Here is a 26725-nt window from a genome sequence, read left to right as displayed (position 1 = left end):
GATGTCTTTAACGACCGAATCATCGACGAATTTTTGGCTAACACGCCCATTCAGCGAGCGCTCTACGCAGATTTTTCTCGGCGTGCTACTGGCCGCGCTGGCGCTGGTCACCATCCTGCACGTGGCAGTGCCGCCGGATAACCCACTGCATGTGGGTGCCTATACGGTCAACCTGTTCGGTAAGTACCTAAGCTACGCGTTGCTGGCCGTGGCGGTGGATCTGGTGTGGGGCTATCTGGGCATTTTGAGCCTCGGCCACGGCGCCTTTTTCGCCATTGGCGGTTACGCCATGGGCATGTACCTGATGCGCCAGATTGGCGATCGCGGTACCTACGGCCACCCGGTGCTGCCCGACTTTATGGTGTTCCTGAACTGGGACAGTCTGCCGTGGTTCTGGCACGGTTTCGATATGGCTTGGTTCGCCTTTGCCATGGTTCTGCTGGCGCCGGGGCTGCTGGCGTTAGTGTTCGGCTTCTTGGCGTTTCGCTCACGGGTCACCGGGGTATATCTGTCGATTATCACCCAGGCACTGACCTTTGCCTTGATGCTGGCTTTCTTCCGCAACGAGATGGGCTTCGGCGGTAATAACGGCCTGACTGACTTCCGCGAAATCGTCGGTTTTGACCTGCGCAGCGATGCCACGCGCCTAGGGTTGTTCCTGGTCACCGGCGTTGCGCTGGCGCTGGGGTATATCCTGTGCCGTGCGATTGTGACCAGCAAGCTGGGGCGGGTCAGCGTGGCCACTCGGGATGCCGAAGCGCGTACGCGCTTTCTCGGTTATCGGGTCGAGCGCTTTCAGCTGTTTGTGTTTGTGGTCTCGGCGATGCTCGCAGGCCTGGCGGGGGCGCTCTACGTGCCGCAAGTGGGGATTATCAACCCCAGCGAGTTCTCGCCGATTTTCTCCATCGAGATTGTGCTGTGGGTCGCACTGGGCGGTCGCGCCACACTCTATGGCGCAGTGATTGGTGCCATTTTGGTTAACTATGCCAAAACCATCTTTACCGGCGTCATGCCTGATGCCTGGCTGTTTGCATTAGGTGCGATGTTTGTACTGGTCACAGTGTTTCTGCCCAAGGGGGTAGCGGGGCTGTTTCGCTACCTCAAGCGTCGCAAGCGCGACGATTCGGCTAACCCTGATCATCAACACACGTCCAAGGAGGCCTCCGCATGAGTTTGCTGCAATCGCTGTCCCAGCGTGACCGGGTTTTCGATTTTATGGCGCCCCAAGCCTCACCGGTGGACGTTCGCCACGGGCCGATTCTTTATATGGAAGATGTCACTGTCAGCTTCGATGGTTTTAAAGCCATCAATAATCTTAACCTGACCATCAATGACGGAGAGCTGCGTTGCATTATCGGCCCCAACGGGGCGGGTAAAACCACCATGATGGATATCATTACCGGCAAAACCCGCCCCACCAGCGGCAGCGTGTGGTTCGGCAGTCGCCATAACCTGCTGCACATGAACGAACCCGACATCGCCAGCCTGGGCATTGGCCGCAAGTTTCAAAAGCCCACGGTATTCGAAGCGCTCTCGGTGTTTGAAAATCTGGAGCTGGCCATGGCGGCGGACAAGCGGATTTTTCCTACCCTGACCGCCCGCATGACCGGCGAGATCAAAGACCGTATTAACGAAGTGCTGGAAACGATCGGCCTGACGGAGCTGCGTCATCAGCCCGCGGGTATTCTTTCCCACGGCCAGAAGCAGTGGCTGGAGATCGGCATGCTGCTGATGCAGCGCCCGCGTCTACTGCTGGTGGATGAGCCGGTGGCGGGCATGACCGAGCAGGAGATGGAGCGCACTGCCGAGTTGCTCACCGGGCTGGCCGGTAAACAGTCCGTGGTGGTGGTGGAGCATGATATGGGCTTTGTACGCTCCATTGCCCGCCAGGTGACCGTACTGCACCAGGGCAGCGTGCTGGCGGAAGGCACCATGGATCAAGTCTCCAGCGACCCCAAAGTAATCGAGGTCTACCTGGGTGCTGACGACGAGGAGGCCGCCTGATGCTAGCGATCGAAAAGCTCAACCAGTTTTACGGCGAAAGCCACACGCTGTGGGATCTTGACCTTGAAGTGCCCACCGGTCAGTGCACCTGTGTGATGGGGCGCAACGGCGTGGGCAAAACCACGCTACTGAAAGCCGTGATGGGTGAGGTGGCGGTGAAAAGCGGCGAGTTGCGCTATGCCACTGAAGCAGGTGACATCGAGCTTACCAAAAAAGCCGTTGAGGCCCGCTCGCGGCTGGGTATTGGCTACGTGCCTCAGGGGCGGCAGATATTCCCGCTGCTCACCGTGGAAGAAAACCTGCGTACTGGCCTTGCCGCCCGCAGCGACGGGCTGAAAAAGATCCCCGAGCGGGTCTATGAGCTGTTCCCGGTACTCAAAGAGATGAAACACCGCCGTGGCGGCGACTTATCCGGTGGCCAGCAGCAACAGCTGGCGATTGGCCGCGCTCTGGTCATCGAGCCTAAGCTGCTGATTCTTGATGAACCGGGGGAGGGCATTCAGCCCAACATCGTCGCCCAGATTGGCCAGGTGATCCGTCAGTTGATTAAAGAGGATGGCCTAACGGTGCTATTGGTGGAGCAGAAGCTACCCTTTGCCCGTAAATACGCTGACCGCTTTGTGATTATGGATCGCGGCCGACCAGTGGCCAAGGGCGAGATCAGCGAACTATCTAATGAGCTGATCAAGCAGCATTTGACGGTTTAAGTTATCCCCACCTACGCCTGCTCGGCTGGAGTAGGTGGTGTATGTTGATTGGCCTAGTAGTGAAAAACACATTAGGCGTTAGGGCAAAAGCACCGTTTGTGACAGCTGTCTAGAAGTCTAGGGAGGCCGAGAACAAAAAGGTGCGGGGGGCGCCTAAGGCTAGGCTTGAGAGTTGCGGCATTGCCCAGTACGTTTTATCGGTCACATTGTTAACAGTGGCACGCAGTGTAAGCGGATAGCCGGAAAGGTTAGAGGTGTAGCGTGCGCCAACGTCATAAATAGTGTGTCCGGGTACTGATAGGGAGTTGTCACTATTAATGTACTGCTCCGACATTGCGGTGGCATTAGCGGTCAGTGTCAGCCCTGGTGCTGCGGGCAGATCCCATTCAGTGCCTAGCTTGGCTTGCAGATCTGGTACGCCGGTTGCCTGATGACCTTGCTCTTCATCGCTCGCGGCGCGGGTGATTTCTGGATCGACATAGGCGATGCCTCCCATTAGACGCAGGTTGCTGAGGGGGCTGCCGAAGAAGCTCCACTCCATTCCTCGGTTTCGCTGCTCGCCACCAAACGAGAAGATATTGGTTTCCAGGTCGGTGTAGCTGCTGGGCCGCTTGATTTCATACAGGCTAAGCGTGTGTGAAAAATCACCCAGATCAAGTTTCACGCCAATCTCGTTCTGTTTGGTCTTGTAAGGCTCGAATACTTCGCCTGCATTGGCGGCAGTCATAGGCGCCGTGGCCCCCTGACTGAGTCCTTCGATATAGTTGGCGTAGAGCGATACCTGGTCGGTGGCTCTGAAGAGTAGTGCGGCAGCGGGGGTGACCGCGCTTTCATCATAGCGGGAGATACGTTCGCCGGTCGCCACGCTGTAGGCATCGCTCACCACCTCCTGGCGTCGGGCGCCGAGCGTCAGCTGTAGGCGATCATCGGCAAACGAGAGCGTGTCCGCCAAGCCGTAGCTGTTCAAGCGTAGCTCGGTATGCATGATGTGCGGCGTGATGAAGTCTGCAGCGGCGCCCCACTGCGGATCGTATAGGTTGGTGATCCAGTCCGCACCGGGGACAGTTCTGCGGCCGTAGTCATGCTGCTCATGTTCGTAGTGGGTGGCATTGACGCTAATGACGTGGCTGACGGCGCCGGTCTGGAAATGGCCGCGAAGCCCGACTTCCGCCGATGTTTTTTCGACATCGAAGGCGAGCTGACCAATGCTTGTGCGATAGTTGCCTTGATCATCAAGCACCAAGGATGACATGGCACCGTTGTAGGTGTAGTTCGTTTCACTTCGACCCATAGACGCGTACCCCATGATCTCGTCGGTAAAGTCGAATTCGCCACGCAATATGGCGCCCTTGTCGCGAGTGTCGGCAAAGGCCCAGTCCGGATTGATCAAGGTATTGGAGTCGGGAGGCGTTGGAACTGCCAGGCCGGGGGCCAGGTTGATACCTCGAACGGGGCCATCGATATGGTCGTCTGCACTGTACAAGTCAGCTGACAGTCGCGCTTGCTCACCGCGCCAGTCCAGCCCCAGAGCGCCCATTTGAACCCTGGGTTCCTGGTTATCCACAGCACCCTCGCCGTCGCGGTATACGCCGTTAAAGCGAACGCCAAACTGCTGGTCGTCTCCCAGGCGTCGGCCGACATCAAGGTGCCCGCCAAACTGAACGTCGGACATGTACGTGGTGGTGAAACGCGTCAGCGGTTCATCACCCGCCCGCTTGGTAACCAGGTTAATGGCACCGCCAACGGAGCCACCTGGCGGCATCCCGTTGAGTAGTGCCGAAGGCCCCTTGAGCACCTCGATACGTTCGAACATTTCTGGGGACGTACGGTAGTAGGGTGCCATCCCGGCCAGGCCGCCGAATGTTACGTCGCGTGTACTGGCATCAAAACCACGTATTGCGTAGGTTTCGCTCCAGGCACTGGTGACGCCGTTGCTGAAGACACTCGGATCCGTCGCTGCGATCACATCGGTAATATTCTGAGCTTGTTGATCCTGGATAAAGCGATCCGTATAGCTGATGGTATTGAAAGGCGTCTCCATAAAGTCTTTATTACCCAGGAAACCCGCCCGGTTGCTGTAGGTGACTTGGCCGCCGGCATACGTATCGTTAACGGATGTCGCTTCTCCATGTACGGTGATGGGGGCCAGAATGGAGGTGCTGCGTGTCTCGGTCTCCTGGGTCTGTGCGAGAGCGTGTGAGGAGAGCAGCAAGGCAGCACTCGCGCTCAGCGCCAGCGGAAAGGCGCTCCTGACGAGCGATAAAGGGTTTGAGCAAGAGGCGCAATGTAGTGCTCTCGTCGGCTGTAGGGGGCGGTGGTGGCAACGTAAGGGCATGTCGATCTCCATTTTTAAACACAGAGGAACTACACCGCTTCAATTGAGCGCCTGTTAAAAGGCGCAATGAAGCAGTCAATGAAAGCGTTTTTTAGGTGCTTTAGTGCTTTAGTGCTTTGGTGCTTTGGGCTGCTAGTGCCGGTATCCGTCGATAATGTCATCCGCGATGATCGCCAGAGCGCTGACGCTGGCGGCGGTGACATACCAGGCTTCGGGGTCGACAAAGACCACCCGGTCATTTCGCCAGGCGTTAGTTTGGCGTAACAGGGGGTTGGCCAGACTGTCGGCACTCATGGTGGGCCGGTGCTCCATCACGGCAGTACGATCCACGACATAGATGATGTCGGGGTCGGCCTGCTGGATGAATTCGCTAGAGACCGGCTGGCCGTGCAGGCCGGTATCGATGTCGGGGGCGGCGGGGGCTACGCCGAACTCAGTGAAGATAAAGCCGTAGCGTGACTGCACGCCAAAGGAGTGGAAGGCACCATTATTATGCAGCAGGATAAGGGCTTTCTCAGGGCGGCCCTGGGTAACACGCCGGACCTCCTCGACGGTATGAACCAGCTCGGCTGCCCGCTGACGGGCCAATTCCTGTTTGCCAAAGATCTGCCCAAGATCCATGAGATGATCTATGACTACTTCAATGTGGTTGGTCTGACTGTTGCGGTAATCCACGTCGAAGTGCAGCGTAGGTGCGATCTGAGTCAGCTCGTCATAGTCGTTGGCCTGTAATGACGTCATAAGAATGAGATCAGGGTGAGCTCGATGCACTCGCTCAAGGTTAGGGCGTACGATGGCGCCCAGGTCTTCAATCGTCGGGTTGTCTCGATACTTCTCCAGAAAATGGGGAATAAAGTCCTTTGGCATGCCCACCACGGGAACGTCCAACTGATCCAGAAAGTCGACTTCATTCATGTCTAGTGCCGCTACTCGTTGTGGACGGTGATTGATCACGGTGCTGCCCAGCGCGTGGTGAATCGTCAGCGGCGTCATGGCCTCCTGGGCGGGCATATCATTGGCTGAAGGTTGATCGCACCCTTGTAGCAACGCCACCAAGGCGAGTGGGAGAAAGCGTGCCAAGCGGTTGTTGAGAGATCGTTTCATTCCAGGTTTCCTGAGGGCTTGAAGTAATTACATAGATAGCCGCGTTCGTTATGGGCGATGTCGAACGTCAGTCCGTAAAGCTCACTCAAGCGCCGTTCGGTGATCACATCGGAGACGTTGCCATCGCAGTGCACCGCCCCGTTCTTCATGGCGACGATGTAATCGGAGTAGTTGGCGGCGAAGTTGATGTCATGAACAACCAGGATGACCGTTCGTCCCTGCTCGTCGCAGAGGCGGCGAAGTGCCTGCATGATCTGAACGGCATGCTTGATATCGAGGTTATTCAGAGGCTCGTCGAGCAGCAGGTAATCGGTTTGCTGGGCAATGGTCATGGCCAAAAACGCCATCTGGCGCTGGCCGCCGCTGAGCTCGTTTAGATAAGCGCCGCGTAGTGCCGTCAGCGATAGAAACGCCAGGGCGTCGTCAATCACACGATGGTCATGCCGAGTGAGCGTGCCACGGCTATAGGGAAAGCGGCCAAAGGCAACCAACTCCTCAACGGTCAGGCGTAGGTTGAACTCAGGCGTCTGGCGCAGGGTGGCCACCTGCTTGGCATACTGGCCGATGGGAATGCGCGTTACCTGGGAGCCATCGAGCCGAATCTCCCCCCCAGAGGGCTTAAGCAGTCTCGCCAGCATCATCAGCAGCGTCGTCTTGCCCGCGCCATTAGGGCCCACCAAGGACGTTAACTGCCCTGATGGAAAGCATAGATTGACCGCCGATAGCACCGAACGGCCGCCGTAGGTTTTATGCAGGTCGTGAACCGTGATCATGCTGCGCCTCGCTTACGCACCATCAGCGACAGGAAGTAAGCCCCACACACAAGGTTGACGAGGATGCCGACGGTGGTTGTGTAGTTGAAGATATGTTCGACCAGCAGTTGGGCGAGGATGAAAAGGGCGATGGCGATGGCACAACCCAACGGCAGCGTGACCCGGTGGCGGTAAGTCCCGGCAAGCGCATAGGCCGTATTAGCCACGAAAATACCCATGAATGCCGTCGGGCCAAGCAGGCTGGTCGATACTGCCACCAGCGCAGCGATCAGCAAGAGCTGGCGCTGCACGCAGCGTCGATAATCGATGCCCAGTGATATGGCCTGCTCTCTGCCCAACAAGAGCACATCGAGCATTGGGAGGCTTTTTAACCCCACCAGGCAAAGCGTGGCCACGATCAGCGTGGCGTAGAGCAGTTGTGTGGCACTGGCGTGACCGAAAGAGGCTTGGCTGTACCCCATCAGAATGGAAAATTCGCCTGGGCTCATCTTGAGCTGAACAAACTGGGTGAAGGTGGTAATGACCATGGTCAGTACCAACCCCACCAGCAACAGGAAATAGACATTGTCTCTGCCGTCTTTAAACAGCCAGCGATGCAGTGTCCAGGAGTAGCCCAGCATCAGCAGGATAGACAGGGCGACGTTGCCGTGCTCGCCGAGCACCAACAGGCTGCGGGTGCCCAGGATCAGCATCAACAGGGCCTGAAACAGCAGATAGACAGCCTCGTAGCCCATGATGGCAGGCGTTAAGATCCGATTGCCGGTAAGACTTTGAAATGTAATGGCAGACCAGGCGACACAGATGCCGCCGATCACCATGGTGGCCAACCGCTCGAGCCGTTTCGGAATCACATACGCGAAGTCGAAACCGGAGCGCACGAAGACAAAAGCGAGCGCAAGAGCGACCACGGCTATCCAAACGGTGTGGCGAGTCTTGACCGTCATCGTTGTGTTCTCCCGACAATCAAGACCAGAAACAGTATTCCCCCGACGCAAGCCGTCGTTAAGCCGATGGGCACTTCAAAGGGATAGATCAGCAGCCGGCCCACAATGTCGCAGGCCAGCAGCAGGGTCGCACCCGACAGCGCCACGGCGGGTAGAGTGCGAGCCAGGTTATCGCCGTAGTAGAGCGCCACCAGATTGGGAATCACTAACCCGACAAAGGGGATGGCACCCACGGTGATGACCGTGACCGAGACGGTAATGGCCACCAGCATCAGCCCAATGGCGGCGGTGACGAGGTAGTTCACGCCTAAACTCGTCGCCATCTCTTCGCCCATGCCCAGTACCGTGAAACGATGCGCGTAGAGGTAGGTGAGTACAACGACCGGCAGAATAAGGTAGATAATTTCGTAATGACCCTGGACGATCTTCGAAAAATCACCCAGCAGCCAGCCCTGCATGCTTTGCAGGATGTTATGGCGGTAGGCGTAGAACTCGGCTAGAGCGCTTAGCACGCCGCCGTACATCAAACCGATGACGGGAATCAGTACCGTGTTGGTGAACTTGATGCGGCGAACGATAGCGATAAAGACAACATTCGCAGCGAAGCAGAACAGCAGGGCGGCCAGCATCCGGGAGCCAGCGCCCGCCGTCGGCATGAGGGGCAGCGATACGAGAATGCCCAGTTTTGCGGCATCAAGGCCGCCCGAGGTGGCTGGCTCCACGAACTTGTTTCGTACGATATGCTGGAGAATCACACCGCAAATCGATAGGCCCACACCGGTCAATGACACCGTGATAAGACGCGGCAGTCGGCTGGCCGTCAGCGTCAACCAAGCATCATCTGACAGGGTGACTAGTTGGTACCCGCTCATCTGCCGCGCACCTACCAGTAACGATAGCCCGCAAAGCAATACAAACAGGCAAGGCAGATATACGCGCATCACGAGGCGGTTTCCCCCGTTTTATTCGCGGTGATGCGCCACCCGTTGGCGGTCTGACGCTGGTCAAGAAACGTGGCGTACCGCCCCTGCCGAGCGAGTAACTCATCGGGCGCGCCTTGCTCAATGATGTGTCCGTCATCCAGCACGATGATCTGGTCAGCCATGCCCACAGTTGAGAGTTGGTGGGCGATCACCAATAGAGTACGTTTGCCTCTCAGGCGAACCAGCGTCTGGGTAATGATGGCCTGATTTTCCGCATCCAGTGCGGCAGTCGCTTCATCCACCAGTAGAATGGGCGCATCCTTGATCAGTGCTCGGGCGATGGCGATACGCTGGCGCTCGCCGCCGGAAAGGCGAGTGCCGCCTTCGCCCACCGGGGTGTCCAAGCCTTGGGGCAGGCGTTCGACGATTTCGATGACACCGGCCAAACGCGCTGCATTCATCAGTTCGGCATCGCTGGCTGCGGGGCGTCCAAAGCGAATATTGTCAGCAATGCTGCCGGCAAACAGGTAGCTCTCCTGGAAGATCTGGCTTACGTGATCCGCAAGCTGGGCGCTTGACATAGAGCGCACGTCCACACCGCCGACTAAAACACTACCGTGATCGGCATCGAAAAACCTCGCCACTAGTCGCGCCAGGGTGGTCTTGCCCGAGCCTGACTCGCCGATCAAGGCGGTCATGCTGCCAGGCGTGATAGACAGGCTCACCCCGTTGAGCACGTCGGGCTCATGCGGCGCATAGCGAAAACGCACAGCTCGCAATTCAATGGAGGCATCGCGGGGTGGCTGAGGAGCCGTTGGCTCGGCTAAGGGTTCAGCGTCGAAAATCGCCTGTATCGCCTCGAGCTGGCCCTTTGCACTGCGCAAAATGTCGCTATGTTGAGCGACGTCCAACAGCGGTTCGACGAAGCGGCTGACCAGCATCAACGCCACGATGACGCTGGTGATGCTCGACGCCGTCAGCGATTCTTCCAGAAGCGAATTGATCCACATGGCCGTTACGATCAGCAGCACGGCAAAGACTGCCTGCACTGCCCAGGCATTGAGCAGCGCCGAAAGTGCCGAGAGGCAAGCCAGCCTTGTTCCCGAGCGGTGCTGTTTTTCCATGGCCTGTTCCAAGAAGCGCGTGCTGTGGTTTTTGCCACTAAAGGCGCGTAATACCGCCTGGGCACTGGCGAACTCGACCATGCGCTGACTGGTCTCGGCAAAGTGTTGCTGAAAGGCGCTGTCGGCATGTCGGGCAAGCTTGGCGGTGAGGAATAAAACCCCCACAAGCAGTGGCAGCGCGACCAGCGCCGCCAAGCCCAACGGTGCGTGCAACACCAACAGCGCGGCAAGGATGACGATAGGCGTGACAAGCCCGCTGATCACCGGTGTAAAGACGTGGGCAGGGAGCTGAGCCACCGCCATCATACCCTGCGTGGTGACATGGCTAAGGCGTGCGGTATGCGTCGCGGTAAACCAGCCGACCGGCAGATGAGCCACGTGTTCGCCAAGGCGATGGCGGCCCGACTGCAAGATGGCTACGCCGACACGGATGCCCGCCTGTTCCACGTGCCAACGCAAGCCCCAACAGAGCAGAATGCCGCACAGTAGCGCTGCCAGCCAGGCGGTGGCCACGCTGAGTTGGCCGATCAGCAGGTAATTGAGTAGCGGAACAAGGGCCAGGATGGTCAGGCCGCTTAGCACGCCATAGGCGATGGCCAGCCCGAGATAGCGACGCAAGAGCGTGGTGTCGTCGCCAAGCAGTTGATTGAGTATTTTCAGCACGCTGCCACCTTCGCTTCCAGTGAGGTCGTGTTCTTTTCCAGTGCCCAAAGGCGAGCATAAAGGCCACCTCTGGCAAGCAGATGATCGTGATCGCCTTGTTCAGCGACCGTGCCGCCATCGAGTACCAGAATGTGATCGGCGTGCACGATCGTCTCGAGGCGATGCGAAATAATCACAAGCGTGCGTCCCTGGGTTAAACGCGACAGTGCCTGCTGAATGGCCAGCTCGCTGCTGGCGTCAAGCGCTGCTGTCGCTTCGTCAAGCACCAATAGGGGAGGGTCAAGTAACATGGCGCGGGCAATACTGACACGCTGCTGCTCGCCGCCTGACAGCTGGATATCTTCGCCAACAACCGATTGGTAACCGTGAGGTAGTGCTGCAATACGCTCGTGAATATTCGCCGCGCGAGCGGCCTCCTCGATTTCCTGCTGGCTGGCCGAAGGTCGGCCCAACGCAATGTTGTCGCGAAGGCTGGCATGGATGAGGCGCACGTCCTGCAGAACAAAACCGATACGCTGGTAGAGCGTTGACATCTCGAGATGACGCAGATCCACTCCGCCTAACGTAATGCGCCCGTGGGTGGGGTCAAAAAAGCGCAGCAGCAGTCGTGCCAGGGTTGATTTGCCCGCCCCCGATGGACCGACAATCGCCGTCATGCTGCCAGGGGCAAGCGTAAAGTGAAGGTTCGACAGCCCGTTTTGCGCGTTGTCATAGGTGTAACTTACGTTTTCGAAGCGAACTTCATGGCCATCTGGGAGCTGGCACTCATCGACGGGTATGGAGGGCAGCACTGGCGTTTCAAGCAGTGCCACTACGCGTTGGGCGGCGCCAACGGCACTGCCTAAGTCGTGCAGTAAGGTATGCAGCAGCAGTAACGGGGCGCAGATGCCCGGTGCCACCAGAATGAACGGCACTATATCGACAGGTTCTGCCCAGCCGTTGGCAACGGATAAAGTGCCGAAGGTGAGCGCCAGTCCCAATATTGTCACCGGCGTCACCATGGCATGGACATGCGCCATCGAAGCGACCAGAGGGCGGGTAAAACGCTCAAATGAATGGGCAAAGCTATCCACTGCCTGTTGGTAGCCTCGATAGGCTTGCCCGGTCGTACCAAACGCCTTGACCACGGGAATACCGCAGACAAATTCATTGATGGCGTTATTCATGCGCTCAAGCTGCGTGACAAACTCACCCGTATTGGCTTTGCTGGCTTGCATGAGTCGGTGCAGGAAAAGAAAGAAACCGGGCAAGGGCAGCAACGTAATCACGGCGATTTTCCAATCCAGTGCGACCAGGTAAATCACCGAGATCAGTAAGGCGCCAATTGCTCGTCCTACCGCCGTGTAAAAGTGCGCGGTCAGGCTGTGCAGCGTCGCAATATCGTCCTGTATCGCTTGCTTGACGTCGCCGGATGCTCGGCTGGTAAACCAGCCGAGCGGCGCCAGGGACAAGCGCCGCAGAACAGCCAGGCGTAGATGGTAGGTCAGTCGGTTATCCGCCAGATGCGCCACCAGTTCGCCTAGGAACATGCACCCCATGCCGATGAAGACACTCACGACACTGGCGGCTACCACCCAGCCGATTTCACGCACATTGGCGGTTGATAACTCCCAGGCGGTGTCTGGGGCAGATATAAGAAGCTTGGCGATATGCGCTATACCGGCGAGAGGCATCATCGTTAATATGGTGCCGATGCCTGCTAGCATTGCCGCGGCAAAAAGCCGTGTACGTATAGGGGCCAATACTTGGCTGATGGGGCTCTTACCTAGGGGTATCGATGTGTCGTGCGTGCTCATGAAACGTTAGTACTCGGCCATAGGGGGTGATCGAGCCTGCGTGCTCTCGGCAGTATCTAATGGAAGAGTCTGCGTAGCAGCGAGCTGTAACGAGAATTAGTCGCGTTTAAGTAGGCTAATAGATAATTAGTTTCATGGCAATAAACTAATTAATATAATTGCTTGTCAATCGACTAATTGACCCTACGGGGAGTGAATGGCTAGATAAGGTTAGTTAGTGATCAAGGACGCAATATGACAACGCAACAGCCAGTTAAAACACGGGGGCGGCCGCCTACCATCACGCTTGAGCGTATTGCGAATGCGGGGGTCGAAATTGGCCTACCCAACATCACCTTTGTTGGGGTGGCCAGCGCGCTAGGCATCAGCCATATGGCGCTTTATAAGCATGTGCCCAATTTAAAGGCGCTGAAGTGCTTAGTGGCCGAAGAGATATTTCAACGTTGGAAAATTCCGCGGGCTTCCAATGATGCGCCCGGGGAATTGAAAGAGTATCTATTCACTTTTGCCGCCTCGATACGCGAGTTTGTCAAAGCTCACCCAGGATTAACGCCCTATGTGATTCGTCGCTTGGCTGCCACTCAGCCCATGATTGAAAAAATTCGTGCACATCAAAACCATATTGCGGAGGTGTATGATATCTCCCAGGAGCAGGCTCGCTGGCTTCTGGCGACGATAGCTTTTCAATGCTTTTCCGTCGCCGATACGATTTATTCGGTAGTGGGGAAAGAGCCTGTCGAGGAGGCTAACCGCGGCCTGGAGGAGGTCGAAATGGAGGCGGAATTAGAGGAAGGTATGCGAGCGCTTATTACGGGTGCGCTATTAATACTGAACGAACGTTCACGTGGCTAGGGCCTTCATAAAAGCGTGCATCTTCGTCGTTGCAAGTGGCGCCCTGGTGCTGACGTTTAGCCTTTCAAAACAATGAAGGCGGCTCCACCGGCGCCTGGCGTGCCCGTTGGCGTTTGACCCGTTGGGTAATCACGCCGTAGCGTGGCCCCGCCAGAAAGGCGAGCAGCAGGAATACGCCGGTCATGACGGCCATCATGCCGCCAATGGAGACGTTGAGATACACGGCGAGGTAGTAGCCAGAAATACTTGAGGCGATAGAAATTAGCGCACCGATGATAAACATCATCCACAGCCGGTCGGTCAGCAAATAGGCGGCGGAGGCGGGAACAATGGCAAAGGCGATAAACAGCACCGCGCCTACCGCATCAAAGGCCGCCACGGCAGTGGAGCTTGTGAGCATTAGCAGCACATAGAAAAGGATCGAGGGCATAAAACCAAACGTTTTGGCCAGCGCCGGATCGAAGGTGGCCAGCTTCAGCTCCTTATAAAAGAGTCCGATAAACGCGTAGTTGAGCAGCGTCATCACGCTCATCGATACCAGCGCCTGGGGGATGGGCAGGCCGAAGATGTCGAGTGTATCCAGCCACACAAAACCGATCTCACCGAGCAGCACAGTATGCGTGTCGATATGCACATCATTGGCATAAATATTCAACAGCAGCACGCCGATAGAGAACAGCGCCGGGAAGACCAGGCCGATAGCGGTATCCTGCTTGACCCGTTTGGTGCTCGCTAAGGCTTCGGTGAGCAGGACGGTTAACAGCCCGGTGAGGGCGGCCCCAATCAGTTGTATCGGCCCGCTCTGTTGCTTGGTCAGCAGCCAGACGATGACGATGCCAAACACAATCGAGTGGCTGATTGCGTCGGATAACATGCTGTTGCCGCGCAGCACTAAAAAGGTGCCCACCGCTGAAGAGGCGATGCCCACCATGGCGCCCACTAGAATAATGGGCAGGGCGGTGGTGGTGAGTAGCTCTGCTATCATGTGGCTAGCTCCTCAAAGGCCGCGACCACTTTTCTCGCCTCTGCCTGGCCTTGCGCCGTCAGCCCCCAGCAAGCGTTGCTTAGGGTGGCGCTGCGTGGAGAGTGGGTTAGGTAGCCTTGCTGCTTAAGCTTGTTGAGCATCCTGCGTGAGCCGAGTGTTGAAGGGGCGCATGAGGGATCGGCCGAGTGTTTATATAGTGCATAAAGTAGCTGCTGTTGCTGCAGCGCTGACTTCTGGCGATAGTGCTTTATCACACCCCACAGCAGCCCACGGCCGGGCGCCAAGGCCAACGATATAAGCACGATGGCGGTTGCGGTAAGGACAATCAGCGGGCCGGTTGCCAGGCCACGCGATAGGGTGCTTATGGTCGCCCCTGAAACACCACTGACAATACCGACGCCTGCGGCGATGGTGAGCATGCCGCCAAGGTGGCGGCTCCACTGCCGCGCGGCGGCCGCGGGTGCCACGATCATGGCGGCCATCAAAATCACACCGACCATCTGCAGGCCGACGACGACTGCTAGCGCAACCATAGCGGTGAGCGATGCTTCAATCACGGTGATAGGCATGCCGAGCGTGCGGGCGTACTCCGCATCAAAGGTGACCAGCTTGGCCTGTTTCCAGAAGACGGCAAGCAGCAGCAGCGTAACCAGCGTAATGCTGCCCATCACCCATAAATCGGAGCGCAGCGTCGCGGCGGCCTGACCGAACAGAAAGGCCTCAAGACCGCCCTGGGAGGCGTTATTGGTACTCTGTATATAGGTGAGCAGAACGATACCCACGGCAAAAAAGATACTCAGGCAGGCGCCCAGGGCTGCGTCAGTTTTCAGGCGGCTTAAGCGCGTTAGCATCAGCATAATCAGCGCGGCGGCGGAGCCGGTGATCAGTGAACCAATAATAATCCCGCCAATATCCCGGCTGCCGGTGATGATAAAGCTTAAACAGATGCCGGGAAGGGCTGCGTGGGAAATTGCGTCTCCCAGCAGGCTTTGGCGACGCAGCACCGCAAAACAGCCCAGCGGGCCGCTGATCAGCCCCAGCAGCGAGGCGCCAATGACTACATTCTGAAAGGTGTAGTCAGATAAAAGCTCAAGCCACACCATGGGTTACTTCACCTTTGAGGCGGAAAACATTAACGATTCATTGTCGTTAAGTAGCGCGATTTGGCCGCCGTAAGCCTGGCGCAGGTGATCGATCTTGAACACCTCCTCGGCCTTGCCGCTGGCGATGACTCGCACGTTGAGTAGCAGTAGCCAGTCAAAGTAGGTGCGAACCGTTTGCAGATCGTGGTGTACCACAATTAGCGTTTTGCCCGCGTCGCGCAGGCGGCGCAGGATATCGATAATGGCCCGCTCGGTGGTGGCATCGACGCCCGCCATGGGTTCATCAAGAAAATACACATCGGCTTGCTGCACCAGCGCACGGGCCAAAAATACGCGCTGCTGCTGGCCACCTGAGAGCTGGCTAATCTGGCGCTCAGCCAAGGCACTCATACCGACCATCTCAAGTGCTTCCTGCGCCTCGTGGCGCTCTTTTCGCCCCGGTCTTTTGAGCCAACCTAAACGCCCGTAAAGCCCCATGGTGACCACATCCAGTGCAGTGGTGGGAAAATCCCAGTCAACGCTTGAGCGCTGGGGCACGTAGCCCACCCGTTTACGCTGCGTGGCGTAAGGCCGCCCATGCACCATCACCTCGCCTGACAGCGACGGCACCAGCCCCAGGAGGCTTTTGATCAACGTGCTCTTGCCCGCCCCGTTAGGGCCGACAATGCCCGCCATGACACCGGCGGGGATATCCAGATCGATATCCCAAAGCACGGGCTGGTTATGGTAGCTCACCGTCAGGTTTTTAATACTCAGTGCGGTGTCTGTAAGGTCGGATGTCGCCATGGATCACTGCCTTATCGAATGCTTATTGAGCGAGTTGCCACTCGCTGGCCCAGTCATCCAGTGCCTTTGGCAGCGGGGCCAAGGAACCGCCTAGCGCCTCGACAATGTGCTGGGTGTTACGGTAGATCATGCCCATGTAGGTACCATCTACCGTGCCTTCATCGCCCATGGCGTCGGAATAAAGCTGGCCGCCGATGGTCACATCATGGCCGCGCTGCCTTGCTGCATCGATCACTGCCTGAATGGTGCGTGGATTGATGGTGCTCTCGACAAATATGGCGGGCACGTTACGGGCAACAACGCTATCCGCCATGCTGCGAATATCGGCGATCCCGGTTTCGGTTTCGGTACTGATGCCCTGAATCCCTTCCACTTCAATGTCATAGGCACGACCAAAGTAGCTGAAAGCGTCGTGGGCGGTGACAAGAATACGCTGCTCTTCGGGGATGCTGGCAATGCTCTCTTTAATCCACTCATGCAAGGCTAGCAACTGAGCCTGATAACGCTCGGTATTGGTTTCAATCGTCGTGGCGCACTCAGGGCGTGCTTCGCTCAATGCATCGCTTAGGGTGGGCAGTGTTTGGGCCCATAAAGAGACATCCATCCACAGGTGAGGGTCGACTCCGTAGACATCCTGAGCGGTGATCAACGACGCCGGATCAATGGAAGCGGGCGCCACGGCAAGCGTGGGTGTTCGTGCCGAGAAATTCTCCAGCACACTCCCCAGCTGCCCTTCCAATGAGTAGCCTGAATAGAGAATGTGTTCGGCGCCCCGCAGCAAGGCCACGTCGCTAGCGCTTGCCTGATACAGGTGGGGGTCTACGCCGGGGCCCATCATGGCTTCCACATTAACGCATTCGCCGCCTACTTCCTGCGCTACATCTGCAATCATCCCAATCGTTGCCACCACGTTTAAGGGCGTTTCATCGGCAGTTGCCAACGCACTAAAAGGCAGCGTTCCCAATAGAATCACGGCATATTTTGTTGCCATTATTTAGCTCCAGACTCGTCATGAGGTAGATGGGCTGAAACTGCTTTGTGTAAACTGATTGTCCCGAGGAAAGAAGTATAGCCTTGGCTAAGTTTGTGGCGCTATTCATGAAATGTCAAGCGGATAAAAGACGCTGAGGTGAGCTGAAAGGGGTATCTGAGTATTGCGGGAATAAACGTAAGACGGGCTACTAACGCGCCTTTGAAATCTGCTAAGAACGGTTTAAGTTATCCACACCTGGTTCAAAGTCTTGGATCGGGTTGAAATGGCAGTGCCTCGGCTGTCGCGACGATTTGATCGAATAAGGGGTGTGCCGGGTTGAGCATGTAGTTGAGCTCTCTCGGCACGACCACGCTTGGCACTGCCAGTGCCAGACTTTGGCCTGAGGCCAGCCAGCCATCGCCAAGTTCAGCGGTCTCTGCGGGCGCTGGGGCTTCCTGCCAGTTTTCTGGTAGATCTTCTGCGCCAATGCTTAGAATACTGTCGGCTGGTAGCGTCAGGCGCAGCAGCGCATACGCATTGAGCAGCCGATAGCTTTCCAGATTCACCATAATTTCCAGTAGTGCCAGCGACTCGTAGCTTGCCACATACACACAGGCATTCCCTGGGCTGTTCCAGCGCCCACCGTAAAGCCGTGCGCCTTCGCCATCAAACGCTGTCTCCTGAAACTTACGCTTAACCAGCCGATAGGCGGTGACCTCGCTCATACCGAGACACCATGCTCCAGCCGCCCGATCAGATTCAACACCGTTTGATACTCTGCCGATGTGGCGCTCATTTCGACAGGGCGACGACCGCCTAGCCCGGCATTGGGTTTGAGTAGCCAGGCGCGGGCGCCCTCTGAGTCCCCCTCGAACAGATCCAGTGCCGCCTTGAAAAGCTCAGCAAAGCGATACAGCCGGTCACTCTCTGCCATTTTGAAACGGCCCGATTTGGCGCGACGGCTAAGCGTAGCAGAGGGAATATCCACGTAGCGCGCCAGTGCCTTCTGCTCAATACCTGATACCTTGGCAATCTGGGGATAAACACGATACTCCACCCCTTCATGCAACAGCTCATGCAACTTGCGGCCTCTGGCTGGCAAGCCAATTTGTTGCCAGAAACCGGACGCCAAAGCTTTGGGTGGCTGGTATTGAGTGAAGTGGATATCCATAATGTTATCCTCATTTGATACTTCAAAAGTCTATCATTTGATATACATGATGCTTTTACCGCCGTCAAGTGATGCACATGACAGAAGATATCTGGCGGGCTTATTCGCTAAAACCCTGCTCTGTGTTCGGTTGACGAAAATGCTTGGCGTGTAATATTGGCTGTTGATCAATAAGAAGCAGGTGGGGTATGCGCTATAAAGATAAACATCAGCTCGCCGCCGAGTGGCAAGCGCTTCTGGAGCGCACGCCCAAACCGTTGCGGCAAGCAGTCGAGACGTTGGTAGAGCACCACGGGCAAAGCTTTGCTGACCACTTTTACCGGGTGATGTTGGAAGACCCGCATGCCTCGCTGTTTCTCTCCAACGATCAAGTGGAGCAGCGTTTACACCCCTCAATGCAGCGCTGGCTGAAGGCCATGTTTGCCGTTGAGCACGCCGATTTTGAGTCCCTGGTTGAGCAGCAGGAAAAAGTGGGGCAGGTGCATGCCCGCATCGATATTCCGGTCAACCTGGTGCTAAGTGGAGCGCGGCAGCTTAAGCAGGTGTTTTATCAACAGATCAACGCCACGTTCAAAAGCCCGCTATCGCCGGGGGATGCCTCGGTGTACGTCTCCGACCATATTGATATGGCCATGGAAATCATGAGCCACGCCTACTCGGTGGCCAGTGACCGTAATGCGCGCACTGAAGAGGCGTACAAGCTGTTTTCACTCACCCAGAGCATTGGCGACGAGCGTGAACGCCAGCGTTCGGCGTTGTTGAATTGGGAGAATGCGCTGATGTTTGCCATAGCTGCCCAGCAGGATATCGCCACGCTGCCGCGGTTATCCAATTCCGATTTTGGTCTGTGGTACTTCCATAAAGCGTGCCATGCGTTCGAGGGCGTGCCGGAGATTGCCACTATTTCACGCCATATTCAGCAAGTGGATCGTGAGTGGCTGGAAGTGCTGATGCATGAAGATGCTAGCCAGCGACTTAAGGCGCTGGGCGAGATTCGTGATGCCGCCCGTACGGTGTTGATGCTGCTCGACAATGTATTAGAGCGCGCCTCCGGTTTGGATGCAGGGCGCGACAGCTTAACCCGGTTGCTCAACCGCAAGTTTTTGTCAGTGGTGCTTAGTCGCGAAATAGACATTGCCCGCCACTCGGAGCACTGCTTTGCGCTGTTGATGGTAGATATCGATCACTTCAAATCGATCAACGATACCCATGGGCACGACGCCGGCGACAACGTGCTGCAGCAGGTGGCGAGCATCCTTGATCGCTCCACCCGTGGGGGTGATTACGTGTTTCGCATGGGCGGCGAGGAGTTTTTGATTGTGCTGGTCAATACTGACCATGACGGCAGCCGGTTATTTGCTGAGCGTTTACGCCAATCGGTGGCTAAGGAGCCGATGCTCGCCGGTGCCGATACGCTGCTTAACGTGACGATTAGCGTGGGTGTAACGCTTCACGATGGTCACCCAGACTATCACCACTCCCTGCAGCGTGCTGATCAGGCCCTTTATGAAGCGAAGCGTGGCGGTCGTGACCGGGTCGTTGTGCAGTAATGGTGTGAAGAGTGAGTGCAGGCAGAGCGCTAAATAAGCAGTGAGTGCATTTATTTGGTGCATGCTGGGCCTGATACCGTTCTGTTTTGGTGCGCCTAGATGCGTAGTACTGCAAGCCACCGCCGTTCATCCCTACCATTGACCGCACAGCAGGGCTTTCACCATTTTGGCGCATTAATTGCTTACCTATGTCAAAGGCTTAGTGAAAAGGAAGCGGTAGCAACCCATGATCCTGTGCGAACTCGCCAAACCACACATTGCCTCTGGCCACCGCTTCGATGCAGGCCGCCATTGGGCGGCTTCGTTAGCACTCACCTTCGCCCATCGTGACGGCGCCACTCGCATGGTGCAGGCGCGTCATCAAGGGCCACTGCGGGTGCAGCGCCCTTTCTATCCCGAAGGAAGCGGTGAGGCTTGCCATGTTTATGTGCTTCACCCGCCGGGCGGGCTAGTCAGCGGCGATGCGCTTACCATTAGTGCCCATGTAGAGAGCGGTGCCCATGCGCTGCTGACGACCCCGGCTGCCAATAAACTCTATAAAGCCGACAGCCAGGGCGTAGCCTGGACGCAGCATACCCGGTTGAGCGTTGAAGATGACGCGACACTTGAATGGCTGCCCCAGGAGACCATTGCCTTTGATGGTTCCAAGGGTGAACAGCGCACCCAAATTGACCTTCACGGCAGCGCCCGTTGTCTGGGCTGGGAAGTGATGGCACTGGGCCGCCCGGCCAGCGACTTACCCTATGTTTCCGGGCGTATTGAGCAGCACTTCCGCTTAACCCTGGATGGCAAACCGCTGTGGCTAGAGCGCCAACCGCTAGACCCACTACACCCACGCTTTGCCGGGCGCTGGGGGCAGGGCGGTGCCACGGTGCAGGCCACGCTCTGGGCAGTGGGGATTGCCGACGCGCCTGCTGCCATTGAAGCCTTGCGTGAAGCGCTGCCGGATAACCCGCGCTGGGCGGTCACCGTCCGCCACGGTGTTCTGCTGCTGCGCTATTTAGGCAACTCGCGTAACGAAGCCTGGGCGTTATGCGAACAGGCTTGGCAACTGCTGCGCCCCCGCTGGATCGAGCGTGAAGCACATACACCACGAATTTGGCTAACCTAATTAGCATCACTGCGATGCACTGCTGGAGACACATTCCATGGAATTAACCCCAAGAGACAAAGACAAGCTGCTGCTGTTCTCAGCCGCCCAATTGGCGGAGCGCCGCAAGGCGCGTGGTTTAAAACTCAATTACCCGGAAGCGGTGGCGCTGATCAGCTTCGAGATTATGGAAGGCGCCCGGGATGGCCGCAGCGTAGCGGACTTAATGAGCTATGGTCGCGAAATCCTTAGCCGTGAGGATGTGATGGACGGTGTCGCCGAGATGGTCGACGAAGTGCAGGTGGAAGCCACTTTCCCCGACGGCACCAAGCTGGTCACTGTCCATACGCCTATTGTGTGAGGGGTTAATTGTGAGGGGTGAGGAGTGAATAGTTAGGGGTGAGTAGTAGTGGGTTACGCACCCCTCATACCTCTCTCTTTACACCTCACACCTCACAAAAAAACAAAGGAGCAACCAAATGATTCCCGGTGAGTACAAGTTAAAAGAAGGCGATATCGAGCTATGCGCGGGACGTGAGCGGATTAGCGTCGAGGTGGCCAATACCGGCGACCGGCCGATACAGATCGGTTCCCACTACCACTTTGCCGAAGCCAATCCCGCGCTGGTGTTTGATCGCGATAAAACCCGTGGCTTTCGCTTGGATGTGGCTGCAGGCACGGCGATTCGCTTTGAGCCTGGCCAAACCCGTGAAGTTACGCTGATTCCCTTTGTTGGCAAGCGTGAAATTTATGGTTTTCGCGGCGATGTCATGGGCGCGCTCGACGGAGGTAAACAATGAAACCGGTTAACAAGATCAGTCGGCAAGCCTATGCCGATATGTATGGCCCCACGGTGGGTGACCGCGTGCGTCTGGGCGATACCGAGCTGTGGATTGAAGTCGAACAGGATGCTACCCACTACGGCGATGAAGTGAAATTCGGCGGCGGCAAAGTTATCCGCGACGGCATGGGCCAAAGCCAGCGCGCCGACGACACGGTAATGGATACCGTGATTACTAACGCGCTGATTCTGGATTGGTGGGGTATCGTCAAAGCCGACGTGGGCATTCAAAATGGCCGCATCGCCGCGATTGGAAAAGCGGGCAACCCTGACGTACAGCCTGATGTTGAAATCGTCATTGGCCCCGGCACCGAAATCATCTCCGGCGAAGGGAAGATCCTGACCGCGGGCGGCATTGATTCCCATATCCACTTTATCTGCCCTCAGCAGGTCGAAGAAGCGCTGATGAGCGGCGTGACCACCATGCTGGGCGGCGGCACCGGCCCGGCGACTGGCACCAACGCTACCACCTGTACTCCCGGCGCATGGCACATCGGCAAAATGCTCCAGGCGGTCGACGATATGCCCATGAATATCGGCTTTCTGGGCAAGGGCAACGCCAGCCTGCCCGAGTCCCTGGAGCTCCAGCTCCAAGCAGGCGCCATGGGGCTCAAATTGCACGAAGATTGGGGCACTACACCTGCCTCAATCAACAACTGCCTCAACGTGGCGGATGCCTACGATGTGCAAGTGGCGATCCACACCGACACCCTAAACGAATCGGGCTTTGTGGAAGACACCCTGGCGGCGTTCAAAGAGCGCGGTATTCACACCTACCACACCGAAGGTGCTGGTGGCGGCCACGCGCCCGATATCCTCACGGCGTGTGCCAAAGAGTACGTGCTGCCGTCATCGACTAACCCCACCCGGCCCTACACGGTTAACACCATCGACGAGCATCTCGATATGCTGATGGTGTGCCACCACCTGGACCCCAATATTCCCGAAGACGTCGCGTTTGCCGACTCGCGCATTCGCCGCGAAACCATCGCCGCCGAGGATATCCTGCATGACCTGGGCGTGATCTCGATGATCGCCTCCGACTCCCAAGCCATGGGGCGGGTCGGTGAAGTGGTCTGCCGTACCTGGCAGACGGCGCACAAAATGAAGGTGCAGCGCGGCCTGCTGCCGGAAGATGAAGCGCTGGGCGCCGATAACTTCCGCGCCAAGCGCTATATTGCCAAGTACACCATTAACCCCGCGATTACCCATGGCATCGCCCATGAGGTGGGGTCTATCGAAGTGGGTAAGCTGGCGGACCTGGTGCTGTGGAAACCGGCCTTTTTCGGCGTCAAACCGGCCATGATGATCAAAGGCGGCATGATTGCGGCAGCGCCCATGGGTGACCCCAACGCCTCGATTCCCACGCCGCAGCCGGTACATTACCGCCCCATGTTCGGCACCTTTGGCCGCGCTGCCAGCCAGACGCGGCTCAATTTCGTCAGCCAAGCGGCGATCGATGCGGGCATCAAAGAGCGCTTGGGTCTACACAGCACGCTCTCCGCCTGTAAGAACGTGCGCGGCGTGCGTAAGAGAGACATGAAGCTCAACGACGCCTGTCCAGAACTCACCGTCGACCCGCAAACCTACGAAGTACACTGCAATGGCGAACTGCTCACCTGCGAACCCGCGACCGAGCTACCGCTGGCGCAGCGGTATCACTTGTTTTGAGCATAGAGAATACACTCCCATGACATGATAGCCGGGAGTAGCCCGTAGAGAGGGTCTTTTGCCAGGGATGGCAAAAGTAGCGTACAGGGAGGTATTCACAGCGCCCTCTCGTAGGGCTGCTCCCGGCGAGCCACCAGGGCTTATAACAGGACAATATCGATGTTGAAACTGATTGAACGCCTCGGCCCCATAGACGAAAGCGCCGCCAGCGACACGCTGACACTGCCCTTCGAGCTGCGCATTCGTGGCCGCTTGAAAGCCGAGAGCGATAGCGGCCGCGAGCTGGGGCTGTTTCTGGATCGCGGCCCGGTATTGCGCAGTGGCGAAGGTTTAAAAGCCGAGAGTGGCGAAGTCGTGCGTGTCTGTGCGGCAGTAGAACCGGTGGTCACCGCGCGGGTGAGCACCGGCTTACCGCTGGCGAAGCTTGCCTACCACTTAGGCAACCGCCATGTGCAGCTCGCGCTGGGGGAAGATGAACAGGGCGGCTGGGTGCGCTTTCCGCCGGATCACGTGTTGGAAGAGCTCGCCGAGCTATTAGGTGCCGAACTAGAGCACCACAACGCAACGTTCGACCCGGAGCCGGGTGCTTATAACCAAGTAGGTGGCGGACATTCACATGGTCATTCACACGACCACGATCATGACCACTCGCATGAGCACCACCATGCCCACTGAACTCACTGCGCTAGAAAGCCAAAGTGATGAGCTAGCGCTGCTAGGGTTGATGCAGTTGGTGAGCCCAGCGTTGCCCATCGGCGCCTTTGCCTTTTCCCAAGGTCTGGAAAGCGCCTTTGAGCTGGACTGGGTGCGCGATGAAGCCAGCCTCGCCGAGTGGCTAAACGGTGTGCTGGAAGATGGCTTAACCCGCTGCGAACTGCCAGTGCTGGCGCGGTTGCATGATGCGTTTGGCCAGGCGGACATGGCAGAAGGTCGTAAATCAATTGCCGCGTGGGATGAGTGGCTGGCTGCTACCCGGGAAACCGCCGAGCTCGCCGCCGAAGATAGCAGGCTGGGCGCTTCGCTAAAACGCCTACTGGGCAGCTTGAACTTGTTGCCGAGAGAGCAGCAGTTGCAAAGTGAGGGATTACTCCCACCCTTGCTTCCGCCCCAAGCAGGTTATGTAACGCTGTTTGCCTACACGGCCCACGTCCGTGGCGTGTCTGTTCGCCAAACGCTGCTGGGGTTTGCCTGGGCGTGGATGGAGAACCAGCTAGCGGTGGCCTGTAAAGCCTTGCCGCTTGGCCACACCGCTGCCCAGCGAGTAATTGAACAACTGCGCCCCGCGCTAGTGAATGCCGTTAATCAGGCACTTACGCTGGATGATGAAGAGCTGGGCCCGGTGCTGCCCGGTCTGGCACTGGCTAGCGCCTTGCACGAAACCCAATATTCGCGCCTGTTTCGAAGTTAGATGACCTAGAAGTTAACGAGGAGAGAACAATGACTCACTGTTTACGTGTTGGTGTGGGTGGCCCGGTTGGTTCTGGTAAAACCGCGCTGCTCAAGCAACTCTGTTTAGCGCTGCGTGATTACTACGATATCGCCGTAGTCACTAACGATATCTACACCCGCGAAGACGCCGACTTTTTGCTCAAGCACGATGCCCTACCGGCGGATCGTATTCTAGGGGTTGAGACCGGGGGGTGCCCGCATACCGCGATTCGTGAAGACGCCTCGATGAACTTGGCGGCCATTGATGAGCTCCAGGCGCGTCACCCGAAGCTGGAACTGGTCATGGTCGAGTCGGGCGGCGACAACCTCTCGGCGACCTTCAGCCCCGAGCTTTCCGACCTGACGCTCTACGTCATCGACGTCTCGGCAGGCGACAAAATACCTCGCAAAGGCGGGCCGGGCATTACCAAATCGGATCTACTGATTATCAATAAAATCGATATCGCCGAGCAGGTGCACGCTTCACTAGAGGTCATGGAGCGCGATTCCAAGAAAATGCGCGGCGAGCGGCCCTTTGTGTTTACCAACCTCTATGACGGCGTAGGGCTTGAGGAGATTATCCGCTTTATTCTCGATAAAGGAATGCTGGATGAGCGGCGTCCGCAGGCCGAAGTGACCGCTAGCTAACGTCAATCGACCCGCGTAATTGGTTGGCGATTGGGGTCGACGTGCCATGGCAAGCCAAGGCGGGTATTGCGTTCCAATTCGGCAATCACCTGGGCGCCCAGCAGTAAAATGATGGCGCCCACTTCCAGGCTAATCAGTACGACCACCAGCGCTGCCAGCGAACCGTAGACGGCGTTAACGAACGAGAGATTGGCGAAATAGTAAACCAGCAACAGGCGAACCCCCTCCCACAGCAGTGCTGCCACAAAGCCTCCTACGATTGCCCGACGTAAGGCGATGCGCACCACCGGCAGCACTTTGTAGATAGCGCTGAACAGCAGGAACACCCCAGTGAAACTAGCCAGGTTAAGCACCGGCTCTGAAAATCCCGCCAGCGGTAGTTCACGTTCAAATAGCAGCATTACCAGCGTATTGAGCGAACTGGCCAGGGTGACTACCAGCGTGAGAACCATAAGCGCCGCCCCCAGTACCACCATAAAGGCGTAGGGCAACATTACCGAAACCCAAACGCTGCGCTTGATATGCGGGCTATCCGGCGCATGGAAAATGATCGCCAGGGCGTCTTCCAGCATACGAAAGGCGAATGAGCTGAACAGGAGCAGAATGGGAAAGCTCAGAATGCCAATCACATCACGCGATTCCAGCAGGCTGCGAACGGCCTCCAGCAACACTTCCGCGTGGGCAGGCGCCATATGGCGTGCCTGTACGGCCAGCACATTGAGTAAGTGCTGCTGATCGACAACTTGGGTTAACAGCACAACGAGCACGGCAAAAAGCGGCACGATAGAGAGCAGGATGTTGTAGCCCACTCCGCCGGCCAGCAGGACACCGTGATTTTTCAGGAAATTGCGTAATACGCGCCAAGCAAAGTGAGCCAACCGAGGGAGCAGGAGCAAGACAGCGCTAACAAATGGGTGGTTTCGAACCATGCTTGCTATTCTCCTTGGACATTAGGCCCTATCGCCATGATACGCTGATGGCAATGGCAAATAACAAGGGCAAATATCAAGGAAGTCCCGAATTGCCTGATCTGGCTTCAGGAGAGAGTAGTAAGAGGCAGAAGCTAACTCGCCGCCCTACAAACAAAAAGGTCGCCCTGACCAGGCGGTAGAGAGACCAGGGCAACCGAAGATTGTGGTTAAGCGACTTGCTTAAAACGGGCCATCCCTGGCCACCACAACCTCACAATGAACCTTTACTCTATGAATAACCTTAACTTAGGTTATGAAGCTAATCATTAAATGCTAATTAATT

General features: G+C 57.1%; 26 protein-coding genes. 12 read left to right on the top strand and 14 right to left on the bottom strand.

What is annotated here, in order from left to right; genetic code table 11:
- Nucleotide 1 precedes the first annotated feature (1 nt).
- The 3 genes from urtC to urtE are packed head-to-tail and all read left to right on the top strand — an operon-like array spanning nucleotide 2 to nucleotide 2711.
- Complete coding sequence (urtC, locus tag YERSI8AC_RS22950; RefSeq protein ID WP_159177695.1) at nucleotides 2-1171, top strand: urea ABC transporter permease subunit UrtC; 1170 nt, start codon at nucleotides 2-4, stop codon at nucleotides 1169-1171.
- On the top strand, nucleotides 1168-2004 hold the full coding sequence (urtD, locus tag YERSI8AC_RS22945) for an urea ABC transporter ATP-binding protein UrtD (protein WP_133731832.1): 837 nt from the start codon (nucleotides 1168-1170) through the stop codon (nucleotides 2002-2004). The genes urtC and urtD overlap by 4 nt, the downstream gene beginning before the upstream one ends.
- Nucleotides 2004-2711: an urea ABC transporter ATP-binding subunit UrtE gene (gene urtE, locus YERSI8AC_RS22940; RefSeq protein WP_159177694.1), complete on the top strand. Its 708-nt coding sequence runs from the start codon at nucleotides 2004-2006 to the stop codon at nucleotides 2709-2711. Before urtD ends, urtE begins: the two co-directional genes overlap by 1 nt.
- Nucleotides 2712-2820: 109 nt before the next feature.
- Here urtE and YERSI8AC_RS22935 read toward each other — a convergent pair whose 3' ends face one another.
- The 7 genes from YERSI8AC_RS22935 to YERSI8AC_RS22905 all read right to left on the bottom strand — a co-directional run bounded on the left by YERSI8AC_RS22935 (nucleotide 2821) and on the right by YERSI8AC_RS22905 (nucleotide 12373).
- On the bottom strand, nucleotides 2821-5046 hold the full coding sequence (locus tag YERSI8AC_RS22935; protein WP_159177693.1) for a TonB-dependent receptor: 2226 nt from the start codon (nucleotides 5044-5046) through the stop codon (nucleotides 2821-2823).
- A gap of 132 nt (nucleotides 5047-5178) precedes the next feature.
- On the bottom strand, nucleotides 5179-6150 hold the full coding sequence (locus YERSI8AC_RS22930) for a siderophore ABC transporter substrate-binding protein (protein WP_159177692.1): 972 nt from the start codon (nucleotides 6148-6150) through the stop codon (nucleotides 5179-5181).
- A complete protein-coding gene (locus YERSI8AC_RS22925) occupies nucleotides 6147-6923 on the bottom strand; it encodes an iron ABC transporter ATP-binding protein (protein WP_159177691.1) in 777 nt (258 codons plus the stop codon). Before YERSI8AC_RS22925 ends, YERSI8AC_RS22930 begins: the two co-directional genes overlap by 4 nt.
- Nucleotides 6920-7867: an iron chelate uptake ABC transporter family permease subunit gene (locus YERSI8AC_RS22920; RefSeq protein WP_159177690.1), complete on the bottom strand. Its 948-nt coding sequence runs from the start codon at nucleotides 7865-7867 to the stop codon at nucleotides 6920-6922. The genes YERSI8AC_RS22925 and YERSI8AC_RS22920 overlap by 4 nt, the downstream gene beginning before the upstream one ends.
- Nucleotides 7864-8808, bottom strand: coding sequence for an ABC transporter permease (locus YERSI8AC_RS22915; protein ID WP_159177689.1), 945 nt, complete (start codon nucleotides 8806-8808; stop codon nucleotides 7864-7866). The genes YERSI8AC_RS22920 and YERSI8AC_RS22915 overlap by 4 nt, the downstream gene beginning before the upstream one ends.
- Entirely contained in the window at nucleotides 8808-10577 is a 1770-nt protein-coding gene (locus tag YERSI8AC_RS22910; protein ID WP_159177688.1) for an ABC transporter ATP-binding protein, read from the bottom strand. The genes YERSI8AC_RS22915 and YERSI8AC_RS22910 overlap by 1 nt, the downstream gene beginning before the upstream one ends.
- A complete protein-coding gene (locus YERSI8AC_RS22905) occupies nucleotides 10571-12373 on the bottom strand; it encodes an ABC transporter ATP-binding protein (protein ID WP_159177687.1) in 1803 nt (600 codons plus the stop codon). The genes YERSI8AC_RS22910 and YERSI8AC_RS22905 overlap by 7 nt, the downstream gene beginning before the upstream one ends.
- A 234-nt stretch (nucleotides 12374-12607) precedes the next feature.
- On the opposite strand from YERSI8AC_RS22905, the gene YERSI8AC_RS22900 reads away from it, so the two are divergent.
- Nucleotides 12608-13225: a TetR/AcrR family transcriptional regulator gene (locus YERSI8AC_RS22900; RefSeq protein ID WP_159177686.1), complete on the top strand. Its 618-nt coding sequence runs from the start codon at nucleotides 12608-12610 to the stop codon at nucleotides 13223-13225.
- A 64-nt stretch (nucleotides 13226-13289) separates the two neighbouring features.
- On the opposite strand, the gene YERSI8AC_RS22895 is transcribed toward YERSI8AC_RS22900, so the two are convergent.
- The 6 genes from YERSI8AC_RS22895 to parS all read right to left on the bottom strand — a co-directional run bounded on the left by YERSI8AC_RS22895 (nucleotide 13290) and on the right by parS (nucleotide 18243).
- Complete coding sequence (locus tag YERSI8AC_RS22895) at nucleotides 13290-14210, bottom strand: metal ABC transporter permease (protein ID WP_159177685.1); 921 nt, start codon at nucleotides 14208-14210, stop codon at nucleotides 13290-13292.
- Nucleotides 14207-15313, bottom strand: a complete 1107-nt coding sequence (locus YERSI8AC_RS22890; protein ID WP_159177684.1) for a metal ABC transporter permease — start codon at nucleotides 15311-15313, stop codon at nucleotides 14207-14209. Before YERSI8AC_RS22890 ends, YERSI8AC_RS22895 begins: the two co-directional genes overlap by 4 nt.
- A gap of 3 nt (nucleotides 15314-15316) precedes the next feature.
- Nucleotides 15317-16099: a metal ABC transporter ATP-binding protein gene (locus tag YERSI8AC_RS22885; protein ID WP_089691170.1), complete on the bottom strand. Its 783-nt coding sequence runs from the start codon at nucleotides 16097-16099 to the stop codon at nucleotides 15317-15319.
- Nucleotides 16100-16121: 22 nt separating this feature from the next.
- The gene (locus YERSI8AC_RS22880; RefSeq protein ID WP_089691169.1) at nucleotides 16122-17090 is read right to left on the bottom strand and encodes a metal ABC transporter solute-binding protein, Zn/Mn family; all 969 of its coding nucleotides are present in this window, start codon (nucleotides 17088-17090) and stop codon (nucleotides 16122-16124) included.
- A 242-nt stretch (nucleotides 17091-17332) separates the two neighbouring features.
- The gene (locus YERSI8AC_RS22875) at nucleotides 17333-17797 is read right to left on the bottom strand and encodes an RES family NAD+ phosphorylase (RefSeq protein WP_089691167.1); all 465 of its coding nucleotides are present in this window, start codon (nucleotides 17795-17797) and stop codon (nucleotides 17333-17335) included.
- On the bottom strand, nucleotides 17794-18243 hold the full coding sequence (gene parS / locus YERSI8AC_RS22870) for a type II RES/Xre toxin-antitoxin system antitoxin (protein WP_022521350.1): 450 nt from the start codon (nucleotides 18241-18243) through the stop codon (nucleotides 17794-17796). The genes YERSI8AC_RS22875 and parS overlap by 4 nt, the downstream gene beginning before the upstream one ends.
- A 188-nt stretch (nucleotides 18244-18431) precedes the next feature.
- On the opposite strand from parS, the gene YERSI8AC_RS22865 reads away from it, so the two are divergent.
- The 8 genes from YERSI8AC_RS22865 to ureG all read left to right on the top strand — a co-directional run bounded on the left by YERSI8AC_RS22865 (nucleotide 18432) and on the right by ureG (nucleotide 25471).
- Nucleotides 18432-19793 carry a diguanylate cyclase gene (locus tag YERSI8AC_RS22865; RefSeq protein ID WP_022521351.1) on the top strand — a complete coding sequence of 454 codons (1362 nt, stop codon included), beginning with the start codon at nucleotides 18432-18434 and terminating at the stop codon, nucleotides 19791-19793.
- 226 nt (nucleotides 19794-20019) lie between these two features.
- A complete protein-coding gene (locus YERSI8AC_RS22860) occupies nucleotides 20020-20904 on the top strand; it encodes an urease accessory protein UreD (RefSeq protein ID WP_159177683.1) in 885 nt (294 codons plus the stop codon).
- A gap of 37 nt (nucleotides 20905-20941) precedes the next feature.
- Nucleotides 20942-21244, top strand: coding sequence for an urease subunit gamma (locus tag YERSI8AC_RS22855; protein ID WP_022521353.1), 303 nt, complete (start codon nucleotides 20942-20944; stop codon nucleotides 21242-21244).
- 118 nt (nucleotides 21245-21362) lie between these two features.
- Nucleotides 21363-21683, top strand: coding sequence for an urease subunit beta (locus YERSI8AC_RS22850; protein WP_027957896.1), 321 nt, complete (start codon nucleotides 21363-21365; stop codon nucleotides 21681-21683).
- On the top strand, nucleotides 21680-23395 hold the full coding sequence (gene ureC / locus YERSI8AC_RS22845) for an urease subunit alpha (protein WP_159177682.1): 1716 nt from the start codon (nucleotides 21680-21682) through the stop codon (nucleotides 23393-23395). Before YERSI8AC_RS22850 ends, ureC begins: the two co-directional genes overlap by 4 nt.
- A gap of 159 nt (nucleotides 23396-23554) precedes the next feature.
- The gene (ureE, locus tag YERSI8AC_RS22840) at nucleotides 23555-24070 is read left to right on the top strand and encodes an urease accessory protein UreE (protein WP_159177681.1); all 516 of its coding nucleotides are present in this window, start codon (nucleotides 23555-23557) and stop codon (nucleotides 24068-24070) included.
- Nucleotides 24060-24803 carry an urease accessory protein UreF gene (locus YERSI8AC_RS22835; protein WP_321169486.1) on the top strand — a complete coding sequence of 248 codons (744 nt, stop codon included), beginning with the start codon at nucleotides 24060-24062 and terminating at the stop codon, nucleotides 24801-24803. The genes ureE and YERSI8AC_RS22835 overlap by 11 nt, the downstream gene beginning before the upstream one ends.
- A gap of 29 nt (nucleotides 24804-24832) precedes the next feature.
- Complete coding sequence (gene ureG / locus YERSI8AC_RS22830; RefSeq protein WP_009286151.1) at nucleotides 24833-25471, top strand: urease accessory protein UreG; 639 nt, start codon at nucleotides 24833-24835, stop codon at nucleotides 25469-25471.
- Between the two features lie 2 nt (nucleotides 25472-25473).
- Here ureG and YERSI8AC_RS22825 read toward each other — a convergent pair whose 3' ends face one another.
- Nucleotides 25474-26400, bottom strand: coding sequence for a YihY/virulence factor BrkB family protein (locus YERSI8AC_RS22825; protein ID WP_027957892.1), 927 nt, complete (start codon nucleotides 26398-26400; stop codon nucleotides 25474-25476).
- Nucleotides 26401-26725: the final 325 nt, after the last annotated feature.

The organism is Halomonas sp. 113 (assembly GCF_904067645.1).
Lineage (GTDB): Bacteria > Pseudomonadota > Gammaproteobacteria > Pseudomonadales > Halomonadaceae > Vreelandella > Vreelandella titanicae.
Note: the sequence above shows the minus strand (reverse complement) of the source record. Positions and strands in the feature narration are given on the sequence as shown.